Genomic DNA, 17,387 nt, shown 5'->3' on the forward strand with positions numbered 1-17,387 from the left:
GGGAGAAGACCGTGACATCACTCAGGAACCTTCCGAGAGGACGACGGCGGGCCGCGATCCTCCTCGCCGCCACGCTCCTGGCAGGCAGCACCACCTCGACCTTGCCGCCTGCCGCGACGGCGGCCGTCGTCGATCCGGCCGCGTCCTACGTCCTGGTCAACCGCCACAGCGGCAAGGCACTGGACGTCTACGACCTGGCCACCGGCGACGGCGCCCGCATCGCGCAGTACACCCGCAACGACGGGGCCTGGCAGCAGTGGCAGTTCGTAGACTCCGGCGGCGGCTGGTACCGGCTGAAGTCGCGCCACAGCGACAAGGTCGTGGAGTTCACCTCCACCGCCGACGCGGTGGACCTGGTGCAGTACACCGACGCGAATCGGGCGAGTCAGCAGTTCCGATTGGCCGACTCCCCCGACGGGTTCGTGCGGCTCGTCAACCGGGCCAGCGGCAAGGCCGCCGACGTGTGGGAATGGTCCGCCGAGGACGGCGCGCGCGTGGTGCAGTGGCCCGACACCGGCGGCGCGAATCAGCAGTGGCAGCTGGTCAGCGTGGGAGCGACCCCACCCGGCACGGTCAGCAACCCGATCAAGCGCAACGGCCCGGACCCCTGGTTGCAGTACCACGACGGCTACTACTACCTGGCCACCACGACCTGGAACTCCACCATCACCATGCGCCGGTCGCGCACGCTCGCCGGGCTGTCGAGCGCCGCCGACCAGGTGGTGTTCAACCTGGCGGGCCGTCCCGACGGCTGCTGCAACATGTGGGCGCCGGAGTTCCATCTGATCGACGGCCGTTGGTACCTGTACTACGTGGCCGGGCAGGACGTCGAGGACTTCAACCCCACCCAACGCCTGCACGTCCTGGAGAGCGCAGGCTCCGATCCCCTCGGGCCCTATACCTTCAAGGCCGACCTCGGGAACACCTGGGAACTCGATCCCAGCATCCTTCGGCACGGCGGCAGGCTGTACCTGATGGGCAGCGCGACCGACGGTACGCAGAGCCTGACCATCACCCCGCTGAGCAACCCGTGGACGATCAGCGGCGCCCGGCGCACCATCTCGCAGCCCACGCTGTCCTGGGAACGGCAGACCCATCCGGTCAACGAGGGCGCGGAACCGCTGTACCACGACGGCCGCACCATGATCGTCTACTCCGCCAGCGCCTGCTGGGGTCCGGACTACAAGCTCGGGCTGCTCACCCTCACCGGTTCCGACCCGCTCAACCGGTCGCACTGGACGAAGTCGCCGAACCCGGTGTTCCAACGACACGACGGCAACGGCGTGTTCGCCCCCGGCCACAACGGATTCTTCACCTCGCCCGACGGGACCGAGGACTGGATCGTCTACCACGCCAACGACTCCGCGAGCGGCGGTTGCGACATGAACCGCTCCACCCGCGCGCAGCGGTTCACCTGGAACGCCGACGGCACCCCGAAATTCGGCGTCCCCGTGCGGCTGGGCACGACGCTGCCCGCGCCGTCGGGCGAGCCGACCTCCTGATTCGCCCCTCCGACTCGGGCGGCCTGCGGGCACGTGCACCGCAGGCCGCCTGCCGCAGACCAGAGCTGTTCTTCGGCCCGGGCTTCGACGTCCTCGACACCCACGCCGGGACGCACTGCCTGTACGACCGGAGCTTCGTCGACGGCCGGCTCGCCACCGAGACCGACCGGCGCGACGCCGCCTTCCGCATTCGGGCACTGATCGAGCACCCCCGACAGGACCGGCACACCTCGCCACGGCGGCGCCGCCCGCCGGTCCCGCTCTCCTCGGAGTGCCCCCGCCGGGTCTCGGCCGCGCGGTACATTGCCGGGACTGACGCGGGTGCGGCGAGGGGTGGACGCTGGTGGATCGGCACGAGCGGCTGAACGCGCTGCTGGACATGGTGGGACAGCGCGACAAGATCGACGTGGACGCCACGGCCGCCGAACTCGACGTCTCCCCCGCGACGGTGCGGCGCGACCTGCACCATCTCGCCGAACGCCGCCTGCTCACCAGGACGCGCGGCGGCGCGGTGGCCAGCAACGTCGCCTACGACCTTCCCTTACGCCACAAGGCCGCCCGCAATGCGCCGCAGAAGCAGCGCATCGCCGCCGCGGCGGCCGACCTCGTCGAGCGCGGCATGGTGGCCGGTCTCAACGGCGGCACCACGATCACCGAGGTGGGCCGGGCCATCGCCACCCGACAGGATCTCGCCGACCGCAGCGACTCCCCTGCGTTGACCGTGGTCACCAACGCACTCAACATCGCGGGCGAACTCGTCGTCCGGCACAACATCAAGACCGTGGTCACCGGCGGCGTCGCCCGCCAGCAGTCCTTCGAGCTGACCGGTCCGCTGGCCGTCCCGATCCTGGAGGAGATCACCCTGGACCTGGTGCTGCTCGGTGTGGACGCCGTCGACCCGGTCCGGGGCGCCTACGCCCATCACGAGGGCGAGGCCAGCATCAATCGACTGATGGTCTCCCGCGCGCGGCATGTCGCGGTGGTCGCCGACAGCTCCAAGCTCGGCGGCTACGCCTTCGCCAGGATCTGCGCGACCGGTGAGGTGCACACCCTGGTCACCGACGCCGAGGCCGACCAGTCCGTGCTCGACGCCTTCGAGGCGGAGGGGCTGCGGGTCATCACCGCCTGAGGCCGCGCGTCCGGCTCGGCGATCCCCACGGCGCGCGGAGCCGCCGCGCGTCGATGCGAGTCCGCTCGGGCCCGGCGGGAGTCGGCTCGGCGGCCAGGGTGATCGATGCAGGACGATGGCGGCGGGCTGCGGGCGGTGGCGCATCGAGGAGCGCGCCCGCCTCCCCGGACTCCCCTACCGAACCGCTCGCCCGGCCCATGGGGCTCGACCGGTCCACAGCGGACCGACGACGTCGGGTCGTGGTGCGGAGACAGCGCGACTCGGCTCAGCGTGCGCCGCCGTCCCGGCTGCCGACCGCCCCGTCACACCCGGATCGAGAGCAGCCCCAGCAGCCGGGAGACCTCGGCGGCCACGCGCTCCCGACCGGCGCCGAGGTACCTGCGCGGGTCGATCGCCTCGGGCCGCTCGGCAAGGTACCCGCGAACCCCCTCGGTGAAGACCCGGTTCAACTGCGTCGCGATATTGATCTTCGTCATGCCGTGGCGGACGGCCTCGGTGAGGTGCTCGTCGGACACCCCGGACGAGCCGTGCAGCACCAGCGGCACGCCGACCCGCGCCCGCAGCGCGGTGATCAGGTCGAAGTCCAGCCGCGCATCACGGGTGGTCATCGCGTGGGAGGTGCCGACGGCCACGGCGAGACAGTCGACGCCCGTCTCGGCCACGAACGTCTTGGCCTCCTCGGGGTCGGTGCGCACCCCGGGAGCGTGCACGCCGTCCTTCCCACCCACCTCGCCCAGTTCGGCCTCCACCCACACCCGGTTCGAATGGCAGTGCTCGACCACCGCTCGGGTGGCCCGCACGTTGTCGGCGTAGTCCAGCGTCGAGGCGTCGAACATCACCGAGGTGAACCCGAGCGCGACGGCCTCCCGCACCAGCTCGGCGGACTCGGCGTGATCCAGGTGCACCGCCACCGGAACGCGGGCCGCGCGGGCGGCGGCGACCAGCGCGCTGCCGATCGGACCGAGGGCCCCGTGATAGCGGACCGCGTTGTGGCTCACCTGGAGGATGACGGGGGTCCGCACCGCCTCCGCACCCGCGATGATCGCGCTCACGTGCTCGAGCGCGACGGCGTTGAACGCCCCGCAGCCGGTGCCCTCGCCTGCGGCCGGGATGACGATGTCACACGTCGACACGAGCGGCATGGATCTCCTCCACGATGACGGCGCCGTGCTCGCGCCGATGGTGATCGAGGTCGACGTCACCGGCGTAGGCGCCCAGCACCGAGGCCGAGGACACCGAGACGGCACTGCGCAGCACTTCCGGCCAGGGACTTCTGGCGGCCAGTTCCAGGGCGGCCCCCGCGACGGCCGCGTCCCCGGCTCCGGTGGTGTTGCCTCGCAGCCTGCGCGGGACGCCTGCCCGCCACGCCGCGCCGTCAGTCACCGCGAGCATCCCCTCGGCGCCCAGGGACACGAACACCGTGCGGGCGCCCAGCGCCCGCATCGCCAGCGCGCCGGTCAGCGGGTCGGCCGTTCCGGTGACGGCCCGCAACTCCTCCGCATTCGGCTTGACCAGCGCAGGACCAGCCGCGATGCCTGCCAGCAGGGCCGCACCGGAGGTGTCCAGCACGGCAGGCACCCCGGCGCGCCGGGCGAGGTCGATCAGCTCGGCGTAGCCGTCCGCCGGGACGCCGGGCGGCAGGCTGCCCGCGCAGACCAGCACCGAGGACCGGCTCACCCGCCGCCGCACCGCCGAGACCACCGCATCCCACTCGCAGGCGGAGACGACGGGTCCCGGTTCGTTCACCAGGGTCACCGTGCCGTCGGCGGCGGACAGGATCGTCACGGTGCGGCGGGTCGGTCCCGCGATCGTCGACAGTTCATGGGGCAGCCCGGCGGCGGCCAGATCGGCGCCGACGAGTCTGCCGTCGGCGCCGCCGCAGGGGGCCAGCGCCAACGTCGGCGCGCCGAGGGCGTGCAGGACCCGGGCCACGTTGATGCCCTTGCCGCCCGCGCGGCGGTGTACGGACGAGACGCGTGACATCGCGCCGGGAATCAGCGCGGGCACGGTGTAGGTGACGTCGAGGGCCGGGTTCGCGGTGACGACCAGGATCACGGCAGACCTCCAGTGGAGGGGTTCGCGGCGGCCGACGCCACGCCGACGGCCGGGTGGGCCTGCGCCGTCGCGACTGCGGTCCGCCCCGAGGGGCCGGGCAGGAGAAGCGCCGATCGATCCGATTCGGACGGCGCGCGGCGAGCCGGTGCGCGTTCGGCCACGGCACTCGTCAGCACGGCCGCGTGCACCGCGACCGAGCCGGTGCGCCCGGACTCCAGCAAGCCGTGTTTCGCCGGGCTCTCCTGCCCCGGCGCGGAGCGGACCACGTCGGATCTCGTCCGATCCCGCAGGAGGCCGCTCGGTCGCCGCAACCTCGCCCTCGTCGAACCGAGCCTCATCGGACCGGACTCGACCGGACGGTGTCCGAGCGCGACACCCGGCCGAACCTGACCCGCCGCAGGCCCCTGCCTCGCCGGTCCCACGACGTCCGATCCCTCCGTGCGCGGCGTCATCGCGGGTCGCTAGGCCAGCACGACGGATCGACTGAGGTGACGCGGGGCGTCCGGGTTCAGCCCGCGATCGGCGGCCAGCGCGCTCGCCAGCCGATGCACCCGCACCAGATCGGCCATCGGATCAAGGTCGTCGTCCACCACGACCGCCCCGGTCCGGCGCACCTCCTCGACCAGGCCTGCGGGCGCGGAGCCGAACACCCAGGTCACGCGGCCGGGCTCGGCGATGCTGATCGGCCCATGCCGGTACTCCAGCGCCGGATAGGACTCGGACCAGCACACCGCGGACTCGCGCAGCTTCAGGGCGGCCTCGGAGGCGATGCCCACGGTCCAGCCGGTGCCGAGGAAGGTGAACTGGCCTGCCGCGCGGACCTCGTCGGGCACCGGGGCCGCGAGCGCACGTTCGGCCTCGGCGGCGACCGGCGTCAGATCATGGCCGAGATGAGCCCGCAGCAGGGCCAGGGCCGATGTCGCGAACCGGGTCTGCACGACGGACAGCTCGTCGCAGAAGGACAGATCCACCACGGCGTCGGCGGTGTCCCGGATCGCGGCGGGCACCCCGGTGACGACGACGCTGGGCGTGTCGACGAGCTGCGTCAACAGCCGGTGGATCTCGGTGGTGGTGCCGGAGCGAGTGATCGCCAGCACCCGGTCGTAGCGACGGCGCGTCGGGAACTCGGAGGCGGCGAACGCATCGGTATGGCCGAGCCCCTCCGCCTCCCGCAGCGCCGCGTAGGCCTGCGCGATGAACCAGGACGTGCCGCAGCCGACGACCGCGACCGTGCTGCCGTGCTCCGGCAGCCGATCGGCGAAGGCGGGCACGAGTTCCGCCGCCTGTCGCCAGTGCTCGGGCTGACTCGCGATCTCCGCATCCATCATCGACGGCGACATGCGCGACTCCCCATCTCCCGCGTGGTGTTGACGTCCGCAGCGTGATCACGCGACGTGACCACCAGACCATCTGGCGAGTGATCCTGATCGATACTAGTCATTCTCGATCAGTTCTGCGCAATACCGATCACATCGGATGATCGACCGGCGAGCCGCCGCGAGGTCCCGTCGCAGGCCGCCGCCACGTCTCGATGCGACGCCGAGACGGGCAGGAGACCGGCCGAACACGGGCGCCTCGACAGCAGGCAGCAAGGATGTCCACCCGAACAGCCGAATGCGGTCGATACCCACCGACCAGTCGGACGAATCGATCCAGGTCCACAAGAGCAGCAGGTAGATCCGTCTGCGGTGGCCGGACCGGCGATCGGCTGCGGCGTCGCCCGCTCGACGTGCCCGACGGAACCGTCCACACGGGAGACCGAGGCGGACCGACCAGAAGGACCGCCTGCCGCTGCCTCGATCAGCCGAGCGCCGTGGTGCCTCCGGCCGAACAGGACCCGGAATCCGCCGAACACCGGGGAACATCCACGAGCCGCACTGATCATTCATGCACATAACTCGCGTTGACAGCGCATGATTGATCACTTAACGTCAAGTGACGATCAAAGTACTCCGCGGTGGGCAGGAGTGTTGATGACTCAGTCGTTCGTCCCGGCGCGGATCAATGGTCGGTCTGTCGAGGACAGGCGACATTCCGGACGATGGTCGGCAGCCGACAGCCCGGCCGTGATCAGTCCGCACTCGACATCCCGTCCTCGGGCGCGGCGGACGGCTGCCCGGCCGAACTCGGTCGCCCCATTCGACGAGCGGTCCACGACCCTCTCGACCGGCGCGACGCCGATGGGGCGAGGCACCGAGCAGGCAGGCGTCGCCGCCGGGACGGGACGACCGGGCGGGCCGTCGGCCGAAGCCGGTTTCGCGGACGCCGCTCTCCCCACCCCCCGCAGGACACCTCGGCCCCGTCCTGCCGTCGGCGCGAACGACGGATGCGGACCCGGCGATGGCTGAGCCGTCGACCCCCGGCCCGTCGATTCCCCGCCCGCCGATCCCCCGCCCATCGATTCCCAGCCCGCGACGACCCACCGGCTCGAAGGCCGATCCGAGGGTTCGAGGCAGGTCCCCGCATCGACGCCGAGGAACGGACGCCCCCGGTCCACCGCGTTCCTCCCGCGTCCGGCCTCGGCGCACGCCGTGGCGGGCCGAGTTCCGGCCCTGAACGTCGACGAAGATCCCCTGACGTCCCGATTCGTCCACGGGCATCCGCGCCCAGCCTGCCTGGCAGTGCGAGACGCGGCACACGATGAGGAGAGAGTGCCATGTCTCCATCCCCTGCACCCCCGAGAACCTCGGCCGTCGGCCGCAAGATCGCCATCGCCGCCGCCGCGATCGGAGTGATCTACGGCTACGACATCGGCAACATCGCGGGCGCGCTGCTGTTCATCGGTGACGAGATGGACCTGTCCACCGCGGAGCTGAGCAGCATCACCACGGTGCTGGTCGCCGGGAACATCGTCGGCGCGCTGGTCGCGGGCAAGCTGGCAGGCGCCATCGGCCGGCAGAAGTCGATGGTGCTCGTCGCGATCGGCTACGCGGTGTTCGCGGCGGCGTCCGGCCTGGTGTCCGACGTGGTCAGTCTCGACATCGTGCGGTTCTTCCTCGGCGTCACCATCGGACTCTCCCTGGTGGTGGCCCCGGTGTTCGTCGCCGAGTCGGCGCCCGCCGCCATCCGAGGCGCGCTGGTGGTCTGCTACCAGGTGGCCACGGTCACCGGCATCCTGCTCGGCTATCTGGTCGACTGGTCACTGGCGGGCTCGGGGAACTGGCGGCTGATGCTCGCGATGTCGGCGCTGCCCTCGGTGCTGGTGCTGCTGTTGCTGATTCGACTGCCCGACACCGCGCGCTGGTACCTGATGAAGGGACGCCGCGAGGAGGCCAGGGCCACGCTCGCCCTCACCGATCCCACGGTCGACGTCGACCGGGAGCTGGCCGAGATCGACGCCGACATCGCCTCGCAGCGGGGCGGCGTGATCCGGGAGATGTTCCGCAAACCGTATTCGACGGCCACCGCGTTCGTGCTCATCCTGGGCTTCCTGGTGCAGATCACCGGCATCAATGCGATCACCTACTACAGCCCGATGATCTTCCAAGACATGGGCTTCACCGGCTACGGCGCGCTGCTCGGACTGCCCTCGGTGGTGCAACTGGCCGCGTTGATCGCCACGATCGGCGCGGTGTTCGCCGTCGACCGGATGGGTAGACGGCCGATCCTGCTCGGCGGCATCGGCGCGATGGTGGCCTCCTGCGTGCTGATGATGATCGTCTTCGCCTCGGGGTCGTTGTCCGAGGACGGCTCGCTGTGGGGCTTCCTCGGCATCCTCATCTTCACCGCGGCCTTCAACTTCGGCTTCGGCTCGCTGGTCTGGGTCTATGCCTCGGAGAGCTTCCCCGCCCGGCTGCGAGCACAGGGCGCCTCGCTCATGCTCAGCGCCGACCTCGTCGCCAACATGATCGTGGCGCAGTTCTTCCTGCCGGTGATGGACGGCATCGGCGGTACGGGGACCTTCGGCATCTTCCTGGCCCTGTCCGCCTTCGCCTTCGTGTTCGTGTTCCGCCTCGCCCCCGAGACCAAGGGGAGGCCGCTGGAGAGCATCCGGCACTACTGGGAGAACGGCGCGCAATGGACGAAGAAGGAGCCCCATGGACATGCATAGATCGATAGCTGTCGTGCTGGTGGCGAGCCTGCTGCCGCTCGGGCTCGACGGCCGGACGGCCTCGGCGGACGGCGGATCTGCCCAGGACGCGGTGAATCCCGCGCCGCTCACCGTCCCGGCGATTCAGCAGTGGGCTGGCAATCGAGGCAGGCTGCATCTCACCGAAGGCTCCTCGATCGTGATCGAGAGCCCCGAGCTGCGCGCCCTCGGCGACCAGCTGGCCGAGGAGCTGGCCGACGACGGACTCCCCTCGATGGAGGTGACCGACGGTCCGGCGACGGCAGGAGACATCGCGCTGCACGTGGAGCCGGGCTGGGGCATCCAGGAGGACTCCTATCGGATGGAGATCAGCGACCGGGTCTGGATCTCCGCAGGCCACGAGCGAGGCGTCTTCTACGGGACGCGCACGCTGCTCCAGGCATTGCGCAGCTCGGCGGAGTTCGGCACGCTCCCTCGGGGGCGGGCGCTGGACTGGCCGCTCATCAGCGGTCAGCGCGGCCAGATGCTCGACATCCGCAAGTTCTTCTCGCTGTCCTATCTGAAACAGCAGATCCGACAGATGGCCTGGTACAAGCTAAACACCTTCCATCTGCACCTGACCGACTGGAACTCCTTCCGCATCGAGAGCAAGCGGTTCCCCGGTCTGGCATCGCCGCAGTCCTACAGTCAGGCCGAACTCCGCGAGTTGCAGGACTACGCGGCGCGATACCACGTCACGATCATCCCGGAGATCGACATGCCGGGTCACGCCTCGCACATCGGCTCCTACCGGCCCGACGTCGCCTTCGCCTGCCGCTCGATGTCCTATCCCGCGAACATGCCGTGGGAGGGCTCCGGCACCGGGAACTGGACGATGGACGTCACCAAGCCAGAGACCATCGAATTCGCCACCGAACTGCTGGAAGAGATGATTCCGCTGTTCGACGCGCCGATCTTCCACATCGGCGGCGACGAGATCCCCGACGTGTCCGACCAGGAACAGTGTCCCGAGCTGGTGGCCTACCAGCACGAGCAGGGTTACGCCTACACCACGGACGTGTTCGTCGAGTTCATCGACACCCTGAACGAGGTGATCCGCGCGCACGGCAAGACCACCGAGGTGTGGCAGTGGTGGGACTTCAACCGCGAGACCAGCATCTCGCCCTCGCGGGACGTCATCGTCGACGAATGGCTCAACGCCCCCGACGGCCGCGTGGCACAGGGCTATCCCACGGTCGGCACCGAGGAGGCCGACCTGTACGTCAGCCCGGGCTTCGGCACCCGACCCGGCCAGTACGCCTACTTCGATCCCCGCGAGGTCTACCACTACGAGTTCAAGAACGACCCCGGATTCCTGGGCTACAAGGTCTCCCGCTGGGCCGACCGCGCCCACGAGCACACCGAGAGCTGGTTCGACTTCTACGCGCGGCGGCCGCTGGCGACCCTGGGCGACCGGACCTGGGGTGCCCCCGGTGACAACGTCGTGGCGTTCCTGGACCGGTACGACCAGGTCGGCGACTCCGATCCCGGGGCGATCGGGTTCGGCGAGAACACCGGAATGCACAGCCACGTCGGCTGGCGGGCGGTGCAGGGCCGCAACAGCGGACAGCGAGCCGTCGACGGCGACCCGTACACCGGATGGGAGGCGTTCCCCGAGAGCGAGCCGCTGTTGGAGATCGACCTCGGCCGGGAACTCGACGTGGCGGGCATCCGCTATCTCCCGCCGCCGGAGGGCGAGGGCAACCCGGTGCGGGACTATCGGGTGCTGGCCTCGGACGACGGCACGAACTGGGAGCCGGTGGCCAGGGGACGCTTCGACGACACGGCGGTGGAGACCGTGGTGCGCTTCGATCCCGTCGTGACGCGGCATCTCGGCCTGGAGATCCTCAGCGGGCACGGTCCGGTGCCCTCGGCGAAGTCGGCGGTCAACGAACTCGACGTGCTCCGGGTCCGGCCGTAGCCCCGACGTAGGCGGCTCGACGCGCGCGGGACACTCGGGCGCCCCGAGGGGACGGGGACTTCGGTCTCCTCGGGGCGTCGGTCTGCCTGCGGGGGTGTGGTGCGGCGGGCGGGGCCGCTCGGGTGCGGGGCGGGCGTTCTCGCCGGGATCGGGCCGGCTGGATCGGCGTCGACTGGACGGGTCGGCTGGATCGGCGTCGAGGTCTGCTGGGCCAGGCTCTTCGGGGTAGCAGGCGCGGTGGGGTCGCGCGGCAGTCTGTCCCGCCGCGGGCTGCTCCTCGGCGGCATCGGCCCATCGGGACGGGACGGGACCGGCCGCCGGCATCGCCGGGCACTGGCCACCGGCCCGGCCCGGCAACGGGATCAGGCCGGGTCGTGCGTCTCGGCGAGCCACCGCGTCCACGTCGGGATCTCGGTGAGCGAGGTGTGCAGGTCGGCGAGGAGTTCCAGGGCGTGCTCGTGGGCGGCGGCGCGCTCGGGCGGCGTGACCGGGCGGTGGCCGAGCGCACGGAAGAGCATCCACGCCGCACCGCCGAGCTGGGTGCGGAGCAGTCCGGCGAAGGCCTCGGCCGTCGGCGCGATCCGCCGCCCGCCAGCTGCGGTGTACGACCGCAGCACTCGGCTGAAGACATCGACGTTCCCGGCGGCGGCCGATCTCATGGCGGCCGATCCGGCGAGATGCGAGCCCGCCGAGTCCGACCCGGTGGAGTCCAGCCCAGTGGAATCCAGCCCGGCGGAATCCAGCCCGATGGCGGAGCCGCCGGAGTCCGGCCCCGCCGAAGGCAGGAGAGCCGGGCCCGCGCCTGCGGCGGCGCGCCTGAAGGCCGAGGCGGCCCGGACCGCCTCCCATTCGGCGACGTCCAGGCCCGCGCCGTCCCAGTCGACCAGGATCGGGGTGCCCGAGGTCCGCAGGACGTTGTCGGGTTTGAGGTCGCGGTGGGTGAGAACCGGGGTCGGTCCGTCGCCCACCCGCACCAGTGCGGCAGCCACGATCTCCGTGGCCCGCGCGACATCGGGCAGGTGTACCCGGACCGAGTCGACGAAGTCCGGCGCGGTGTCCCCAGCCGCATCGTCAAGCCAGTCACGCCACTCGTCGACCGAGTGGACCGCGTCCGAGGGTGCCTCGGCGGGGCGGACGTCGAGCGGCAGCGAGTGCAGGGCCGCCAGGGTCCGCCCCACCCACTCCGCCAGTTCGGGCGTGATGTCGGCGGCGGTGAGGGCGCTGCCCGCACACCACTCGTGCACGAGGAAGCTGACGGACCCGCCCTCGATCGGCAGGTCCGCGAGCAGCGGCGCGGCGGGACTTCGGGGCGGCACCGGACGCGGCATCGAGATGCCCTGCCGGAACGCAGCCTGCTCGATCTCGGCCGCGATCCGATGATCATTCAGCCACCACGACTCCCGCGAGCGGTTCAGCTGTTTGACGATCCATTCGCCGTCGGACGTCGAGAGCCGCCACGACCGATGCGACCGACCACCGTGGACCGGTGTCCATTTCGTCGAGCACCGTACCCAGGTCGAAGGCCTCCGCGACGGCGCGGGCGGTGTGCGAGGCATCAGCCATCCGTTGAATCCCATCCGCGCTGCCGAAGGCCGTTCACCCGCGAGGCACGCGGGGTCCCTTCGCCTGAGCACGAGGTCATCGCAGGCAGGGAACTAAGCGGTCGGCGGACCGGAGTAGTCCAGCGCGAACATGGCGGACAGGTCGCGCAGGCATTCCTCGAAGACGGGCTCCAGGTCGGAGTAGGCGAAGTCCAACTGGTGCAGGACCTCCATACACAGCAGGCCGTACAGCCTGACCCAGGCGGCCAGGAAGACATGGACGGCAGCAGGCGGTAGCCGTCCGTCGATGGCGGCGGAATACGTGGTCAGCTGCGCTCGCAATGACTCGGGCAGGCAGGCAGGCTCCGGCACCGGAAACGGTCGGGTCTGCCACAACTCGACGGTCAGGTCCAGCAGGACCTGTTCGAAACGGACCGCCGCCTGATGACGTTCCGAGTCCTGCTGCCTGTTCGGCGGCGCGATCGGGCTGGCGAAGATCCAGCCGAACTCGGCGGGATGAGCGACTGCCCAGGCGCGCATGGCACGGCAGGCGGCCAGCAGCCGATCGCCGACCGGCGCGTCGGCCTCGCCTGCCTGCTCCATCGAAGCGGCCAGCTCACGAAAGAAGCCCGCCGTCACCGCCCCGACCAGGGCGTCATGACTGGCGTAGTAGTGGTACAGCGCCGGGCCGCTCATGCCGATCTCCCGAGCCACCGCGTTGATGGTCACCGCCGCCGATCCCTGCGTGACCAGCAGGTTTCGCACCGCCGCGTGGATCTCCTCCAGGGTGGACTGACGCAGCCTCTCCCGCCTGCTCGGGACCCGTGCAGCCATCGTCAGCTCCTCACTCGGTTCTCGACTTGGACACCGTTGACATCCTAGACCAACTATGATTACTTAATAGCTCTAAGTAAACCGAGAGGCAATAGGAGTTAGCATGAGGTCTCGCTGGTGGATCTTCTTCGCGGCAGCGCTGCCCGTCACGGCCGTCTGGTGGGGGCTGTCCAGGTCCGCTCACGTGCAGCGCGGAATGCGCTCGCCGGACGGCGAACAAGGGCAGGCCTGACATGCCGTCCACGACACGCAATCCGCTCGCCCGGATCTTCGGCAGGTACGCGATGGACGCGGAGATCACGCTTGTCGAACCGGTCACGCCGACGATGCGACGGATCAGACTGGCGACGGACGAGCCCATCGCCTTCCCCTACACCCCCGGCCAGCACATCCGAATCCAGCTGAGGGACCCCCTGTCGGTGTCGGGCATCCTGCGCCCCGCCGAGACACTGCGTACTTACACGATCTGGGAACTCCGTCCCGATCGACGAACTCTCGACGTGTACGTCCATCTGTATGCGGGCGACGGCATCGGACTGACGTGGGCACGCGAGGCGCGTGTAGGCGACGCGGTGACCTTCTGGTGGCCGCAGGGCGACTTCTTCACCCGCGAGGCTCCCTATCAGGTGTTCATCGGCGAGGAGACCGCCTGCGCCGCCTTCGCACCGATGATCCGGGCCTTGGCCCCCGCCACCGAGGTGTACGGGGTCCTGGAGAGCGAAAGCCCCGAACACGACGTCCCCGTGCCGGGAGACCACGCCCTGCGCCGCGTTCACCGCCGTGGCGCTCCTGCCGTCTCCTCACAGGTTCTGCTGGCGGCGGTGGCCGAACTCGATCTGCCGGGCACCACCGGGGCGGTCTACCTGGCAGGCGAGGCGAAGACCTGTCAGCTGGTGCGGAACCTCCTCGTCCGCGAGCGCGGCTGGCCGAGGACCGCCATCAAGGTCAAGCCCTTCTGGGCGCCGGGGAAGCGAGGGCTGCATTGAGCAGGTCCGCCACGGTCACACAGCAGACTGGACGGCGACGGTGATCATCGTGGGCCGGCACCGGCAGGCTCACCGCCACGTTCCGGCAGCGCGGCAGGCAGACGAGTTCTCGACGGGCTTCCGAGTTCACCGAAGTGGGCGCGGGAGTGGTGATCCAGCCGAGCCGCTGCGCGCCGGACGCCTCGACGACCCGCCACGCACCCACGGGCAGACCGATCGCTCCCGGGCATCCGGCATCAGCGCGGACGCTGATTGACGTGTCCCCCCACGTCGACGGCCCGGAGTTCCGGTTCGGCCACGGGCCATGCGCCGCGGCACATCGGGCAGAGCCAGGGTTGATTTTGTTCGACACTGAAGCAACAGTGGACTCCGTTCCGAGAGTGAAGGTCGGCCGTCTCGCCCACGGTCGGTTCACGACATCGTGATCAGCAGACGACGGATCCGGCGAACTCGGCGTCCCGCGCTGTGCCGGACGGCGAGGAGCCGTCGCCCGGCCTGCGACCGCAGGAGTCTGCGCCTGGCGCGGGCGAGCGGCCGGGCGTCGGAGGGGCAGCCTTCACCCGGTCGCACTCGGCATCCATGCCGACAGCGTGACGATCTGGGCGGACGGTCGACCGGCGCCGGTCTGGTGTCGGCTCGACCCGTTAACCTGCCGGGCACATTGATCGACGAGCCGGGGATCATGAACGCCCTCCCGCCGGTCGGCCCGCCCGAGCGAGAACGGGCGCCGGTCGACCGCCTCGGCCGCCCCGCGGCAGCGCCGGGCCCTCCCCGCCCGACAGCCGAGGAGTCGCCATGGCCGACACGACGCCACCCCGACGAACCGACGAGGACGAGTTCGTCATCCCCCGTAGCTGGTATTCGATCCCCCGTGGCTGGCAACCGCCGATCACTCCTCGCCGGGGCGGCGAGCCGCGTGCCGTCACGGTCGACGCCGACGCGTCGGCCGACCTCAGCCTGCGCATCACGAGGGCGGGGAGGCTCCTGGATGTGGCGCTGAGCGAGCCGGGAAGCCCCGGCGAACTCGTCGAAGCAGCCCGCGCGACGCTCGCGGGACGGGCCACGCCGCTGGGCGCTGCGGTCGTGGCCGCTGTGGTGACCAGGTTCAGCATCCACGGAACACGGGGCGCCTACGCCGAGATCGCCGATGCCTGGACCCAGGAACACGGGATCGTCTTCGCCGCCGAGGCCGCCTGTCTGCTGGCCCGCATCGCCGTCAGCGACGAGGGTGTGCCGCTCCGGCTCCGCACGGCCTCCTCGGAGCCTGCCGAAGTGGAGGCAGCCGTGGACGACGCGCGGTCGGTCCTGCCTGTCCTGGTGCGGATGCGTGCACTGCTGGCCGGTGCCGAGGACGGGGACTATGCGAAGGTCGTCGAGACGCTGTCCGTGCTCCGGCAGGAGGAGGCGGCCCGCGTCCTCGTCTCCTTTCTCGTGCCGACCCTGCTCGACTGGGTCGACGCAGACTGCGCGGCGAGCGCGACCTCGTGGTGGCCGCTGCTGATTCGCGCGGTCTCGACCAAGGAGCAGCTCACCACGCTGGCAGCCCGCGTCGACCCCGCCATGCTGTTGAGTGACAGGAGCAGCCTCTTCACCGTCGTCTCCGCCGTCGGGCCTGCCGCGGCCTCGGTGATCGCGGCGGCATTCGACAGCGGCCGCCGACTGGACCAGCCCGACCGACAGCGGCTCGTCGACACGCTGGCGCTCCTGCCCTCCGACGAGGCATTCGATCTGATCTTCGCGCGCGGAGACCAGCGCCGGACGCACCCTGCGCTGTCCGCGATGATGCGGCGGTTCCCGGCACGCGCGGTGCGGCGTCTCGCCGCTGCGGCGACGGGCGAGTCGACGAGGGCGGGCGACGCCACGAGGCTCCTCCGACGACATGTCGTGACGGCGCGGTCCGTCGTCGAGTCGGTGCTGCCGGAACTGCCTGCCGCCGGCCGTGCTCTGGTCGAGTCCGTCATCGCGGCCGTCGCGGCGGCGGAAGCCGCCCGTCCGGCGGCCGCGCCGGACTCTGCGCTGCCCGATCTGCTCATTGATCCGCCGTGGCGCCGACAGCGCGACGCCGTGGCACCGGTGGTGCAGGTGAGCCTGACATCTCCTGCGCCCGCCGTCTCCTGGGCCGACGGCGAGCAGCAGGAGTGGGCGGCCACACCCCTGCCTGCGGACGAGCGACGGTGGCCGCCCGACACCGACTGGGCTCGCGAGATCGAGACGCTACGGGCCGGGAGACTCGACCGCAGCGAGGTGGCAGCCTTCTTCGTCCAGGCGCCACGGGAACAGGTGGCGCCGCTCCTGCCGCGCTGGGACTTTCGGTGGCGGATACGAATCGGCACGCTGCGTCTGCTCGCCGCCGCATACGGCCCGGCCGCCACCACGCATGTCGTCCACCACGCCCGAGGGCGGCCGGACTTCGACTCCGGTCTGCTCCTCCTGCCCTTCGTCAGCGGGCAGGCGGCCGAGCTGGTGGCGGCCTGGCTGTCCCGCACCGAGATGCGCCCCCATGCCCTGACCTGGCTTGATCGGCACGGAGCGGCCGCCGTCCTCGCGCTGGTGCCCGCCGCACTCGGCCCGGCAGGCACCCCACGCCGCCAAGCCGAGCAGGCGTTGCGCATCGCCGCCGCCGGACGGATCGAGGAGTCCGTCACGATGGTCGAGGCCGAGTTCGGCGCGCAGGCGGCCTCGGCGGTGCGCACGCTCATGGAGATCAGCCCCCTAGACGACCTGCCCGACTGGCTGCCTGCTCTCCCCGGCTGGCTGCACCTGCCGTTGCTGCCCCCGATCCTGCTGCGCGGGCGGGCCGATGCCCTCCCCGCGTCGGCGGTCGAGCACGTGCTGACCATGCTGGCGATGTCGCACTTCGGCTGGATCTATCCCGGTGTGGAGGAGATCCGCCGAACCTGCGATCCCGTCTCGCTCGCCGAGTTCGGCTGGGCGGTCTTCCTGGAGTGGCAGCGCACTACGCAGCCAGGGGAGGGGAGCTGGGTGCTCCCCGCGCTGGGTGCGATCGGCGATGACGAGACGGTGCGGCAGCTCGCGCCGCTGATCCGCGAGTGGCCCGGCGACGGCTGGCACCTCAGGGCGGTGGACGGCGTGAACGTGCTGGCGGGCATCGGCACCGACCTGGCGCTGCTGCACCTGCACTCGCTGTCGCAACGGCTGCTGTTCGCGAAGCCACGCGGCGGAACGGACTGACGAGCGTGGACAGCGTGCGGGCGCCAGGACGGAGCAGCGATCAGCGCCCGGTGCTCGGCCGATCACGCACTGGCTGCGCACCCCGGCAACGGGTTCGGCCCCGGCCACGGCTCTCGCTGCCACCGTCGGCGTCAACGGGGCGCTCGTCGGCGTTCGTC

At 70.9% G+C, this 17,387-nt stretch carries 12 protein-coding genes; 7 read left to right on the forward strand and 5 right to left on the reverse strand.

Features of this window, described 5'->3' with window-relative positions; genetic code table 11:
• Window positions 1–11: 11 nt before the first annotated feature.
• Window positions 12–1,502 (forward strand): family 43 glycosylhydrolase, encoded by a 1,491-nt coding sequence (locus UA74_RS19895; RefSeq protein ID WP_075744013.1) that lies wholly within the window; start codon window positions 12–14, stop codon window positions 1,500–1,502.
• A gap of 343 nt (window positions 1,503–1,845) precedes the next feature.
• Window positions 1,846–2,631 (forward strand): DeoR/GlpR family DNA-binding transcription regulator, encoded by a 786-nt coding sequence (locus tag UA74_RS19900; protein WP_075741613.1) that lies wholly within the window; start codon window positions 1,846–1,848, stop codon window positions 2,629–2,631.
• A 302-nt stretch (window positions 2,632–2,933) separates the two neighbouring features.
• Here the strand turns inward: UA74_RS19900 and UA74_RS19905 are convergent, their stop codons facing one another.
• The 3 genes from UA74_RS19905 to UA74_RS19920 all read right to left on the reverse strand — a co-directional run bounded on the left by UA74_RS19905 (window position 2,934) and on the right by UA74_RS19920 (window position 6,026).
• Window positions 2,934–3,773 (reverse strand): class II fructose-bisphosphate aldolase, encoded by an 840-nt coding sequence (locus UA74_RS19905; protein ID WP_075741614.1) that lies wholly within the window; start codon window positions 3,771–3,773, stop codon window positions 2,934–2,936.
• Window positions 3,751–4,686, reverse strand: coding sequence for a 1-phosphofructokinase family hexose kinase (locus tag UA74_RS19910; RefSeq protein WP_075741615.1), 936 nt, complete (start codon window positions 4,684–4,686; stop codon window positions 3,751–3,753). Before UA74_RS19910 ends, UA74_RS19905 begins: the two co-directional genes overlap by 23 nt.
• A 461-nt stretch (window positions 4,687–5,147) precedes the next feature.
• Window positions 5,148–6,026 (reverse strand): SIS domain-containing protein, encoded by an 879-nt coding sequence (locus UA74_RS19920; protein ID WP_075741617.1) that lies wholly within the window; start codon window positions 6,024–6,026, stop codon window positions 5,148–5,150.
• Between the two features lie 1,316 nt (window positions 6,027–7,342).
• Here UA74_RS19920 and UA74_RS19935 point away from each other — a divergent pair.
• Window positions 7,343–8,737 (forward strand): sugar porter family MFS transporter, encoded by a 1,395-nt coding sequence (locus tag UA74_RS19935; RefSeq protein WP_075741620.1) that lies wholly within the window; start codon window positions 7,343–7,345, stop codon window positions 8,735–8,737.
• Entirely contained in the window at window positions 8,724–10,676 is a 1,953-nt protein-coding gene (locus tag UA74_RS19940; protein WP_198042791.1) for a family 20 glycosylhydrolase, read from the forward strand. Before UA74_RS19935 ends, UA74_RS19940 begins: the two co-directional genes overlap by 14 nt.
• Before the next feature lie 362 nt (window positions 10,677–11,038).
• On the opposite strand, the gene UA74_RS19945 is transcribed toward UA74_RS19940, so the two are convergent.
• On the reverse strand, window positions 11,039–12,253 hold the full coding sequence (locus UA74_RS19945; RefSeq protein WP_075741621.1) for an aminoglycoside phosphotransferase family protein: 1,215 nt from the start codon (window positions 12,251–12,253) through the stop codon (window positions 11,039–11,041).
• 78 nt (window positions 12,254–12,331) lie between these two features.
• The gene (locus tag UA74_RS19950; protein ID WP_075741622.1) at window positions 12,332–13,051 is read right to left on the reverse strand and encodes a TetR/AcrR family transcriptional regulator; all 720 of its coding nucleotides are present in this window, start codon (window positions 13,049–13,051) and stop codon (window positions 12,332–12,334) included.
• Between the two features lie 103 nt (window positions 13,052–13,154).
• Between UA74_RS19950 and UA74_RS34030 the strand changes: the two genes are divergently transcribed.
• From UA74_RS34030 to UA74_RS19960, 3 genes are all read left to right on the forward strand, one after another.
• Window positions 13,155–13,283, forward strand: coding sequence for a hypothetical protein (locus UA74_RS34030; RefSeq protein ID WP_257787479.1), 129 nt, complete (start codon window positions 13,155–13,157; stop codon window positions 13,281–13,283).
• Between the two features lies 1 nt (window position 13,284).
• Complete coding sequence (locus UA74_RS19955; protein WP_075741623.1) at window positions 13,285–14,037, forward strand: siderophore-interacting protein; 753 nt, start codon at window positions 13,285–13,287, stop codon at window positions 14,035–14,037.
• 795 nt (window positions 14,038–14,832) lie between these two features.
• On the forward strand, window positions 14,833–17,229 hold the full coding sequence (locus tag UA74_RS19960; RefSeq protein WP_075741624.1) for a hypothetical protein: 2,397 nt from the start codon (window positions 14,833–14,835) through the stop codon (window positions 17,227–17,229).
• Window positions 17,230–17,387: the final 158 nt, after the last annotated feature.

The organism is Actinoalloteichus fjordicus (assembly GCF_001941625.1).
Taxonomy (GTDB): Bacteria; Actinomycetota; Actinomycetes; order Mycobacteriales; family Pseudonocardiaceae; genus Actinoalloteichus_A; species Actinoalloteichus_A fjordicus.